The organism is Tepidicella baoligensis (genome assembly GCF_013432195.1).
Taxonomy (GTDB): Bacteria; Pseudomonadota; Gammaproteobacteria; order Burkholderiales; family Burkholderiaceae_C; genus Tepidicella; species Tepidicella baoligensis.
The window spans coordinates 1-1,688 of sequence record NZ_JACCDB010000033.1; the positions used below are offsets into that span (position 1 = coordinate 1).

Here is a 1,688-nt window from a genome sequence, read left to right on the forward strand (position 1 = left end):
CTGAGAGCCTGAGAATTTTTCTCGGAGCCCCGCAGATTGGCACGCAACTGGCTTATCTTTGGACATGAAAGTATCCCGGCACCCAAACGAAGTGGCAGGCGGTCTGTTTGAGGACATGCCAGCAGTGCAACCGCACCAAGCTCTGGCGGCGCGGCAGGCGCGCCGTGCGGCCCAATGCCAGGGTGAGCCCAGGCTGCTGCGGCCCAACCGGCGGCAGATCGAGCTGCGGGCATCGGACCTGGAGTCGCTGCTGGGCGAAGATCATCTGGCGCGGCTGGTGTGGGGCTATGTTGAGCGCCAGGACCTGAGCCGGCTGAGCGACGCGATCAAGGCGCGGGGCAGCAACGCCGGGCGCTCGGCGATCGACCCGCGCATCCTGTTTGCGCTGTGGCTGTACGCCACGCTCGATGGCGTGGGCAGTGGTCGAGAGATCGCCCGGCTCACGCGCGAGAGTGACGCCTACCGCTGGATCTGTGGCGGGGTGTCGGTGAACTACCACGCGCTCAACGATTTCCGCTCGGGCAACGAGGCGCTGATGGACGAGGTGCTCACGACCAACGTGGCGGCGCTGGCCGCCAGCGGGGCGATCAGCCTGCAGCGCGTGGCGCAAGACGGCATGCGGGTGCGCGCCGCTGCGGGGGCGGCGTCGTTTCGACGCCAAGGCAGTCTGCGGCAGCACTGGGCCCAGGCCCAGGCGTGGGTACAGCAGCTCAAGCAGCGCACCCAGGACGATCCGGCAGCGGCCAGCCGCCGGCAGCAGGCCGCACGCCAGCGCGCTGCCCAGCAGCGTGAAGCGCGCATCCAGGCGGCGCTGCAGCAGTTGCCCCAAGTGCAGGCGGCCAAGCGGCGCAACGGCGACAAACCCGAAGACGCGCGTGCGAGCACGACCGACGCCGATGCGCGGGTGATGAAGATGGGCGACGGCGGCTTCAGGCCCGCGTTCAACGTGCAGTTGGCCACGACCTGCCGCGAGCAGGTGATCGTGGGCGTGGCCGTGACCAACGCGGGCAGCGACATGGCGCAGATGGCGCCGATGCTCGAACAAGTCATCGAGCGCAGCGGCTGCACACCCGAGCAGTGGCTGGTGGACGGAGGATATCCCGCGCACGAGCAGATCGACGCGGTGCACGAGCGCACCCAAGGCCAGACGCAGGTCATCGCGCCGGTGCCCGAGCCCAAGACCAGGGCCAAGGCAGACCAGGGCGGTGATGACGAGCCCCCGACGGCGGACAAGCACCAGCGCAAGGCCAGCGACTCCGAGCCGGTGGCGCAGTGGCGAGCGCGCATGGCCAATGCGGCCATGCAGGACCTCTACAAGCAGCGCGCGGCCAGCGCCGAGTGCGTCAACGCGCTGGCGCGCAACCGGGGATTGCAGCGCATGCCGGTGCGCGGGCTGCGCAAGGTGCGCGCGGTCGCCTACCTGTTTGCGCTGGCGCACAACCTGATGCGCATGGTCAAGATCGCGCCACAGCTGCTCGGTCTGGGCACAGATGAGTGCGTGATGCGCCAAGCGGCTGCGTAAGGGGAGCTCGAAGTGAGAAATGGCCCCGATTCATGCCTGGAAAGGCCCACAAACGCCCCACAGAGCACTTCGAACCCCAGCCACTCGTTTGGCTGCACCCGCATCGGCACGCACACAGCACGTAGCGTAGCTGCACCAAGAAGTCAAATGTTTCTCAGCCTCTGAG

General features: G+C 68.0%; 1 protein-coding gene. It reads left to right on the top strand.

All coding sequences use genetic code 11. From position 1 onward, the window contains the following. The first annotated feature begins 64 nt into the window (after positions 1–64). Positions 65–1,522 (top strand): IS1182 family transposase, encoded by a 1,458-nt coding sequence (locus tag HZS63_RS13750; RefSeq protein WP_180684557.1) that lies wholly within the window; start codon positions 65–67, stop codon positions 1,520–1,522. Positions 1,523–1,688: the final 166 nt, after the last annotated feature.

Bases quoted from the DNA above. Each gene is read 5' to 3' on its own strand.
- HZS63_RS13750 (WP_180684557.1), top strand. From the start codon at position 65: ATGAAAGTATCCCGGCACCCAAACGAAGTGGCAGGCGGTCTGTTTGAG.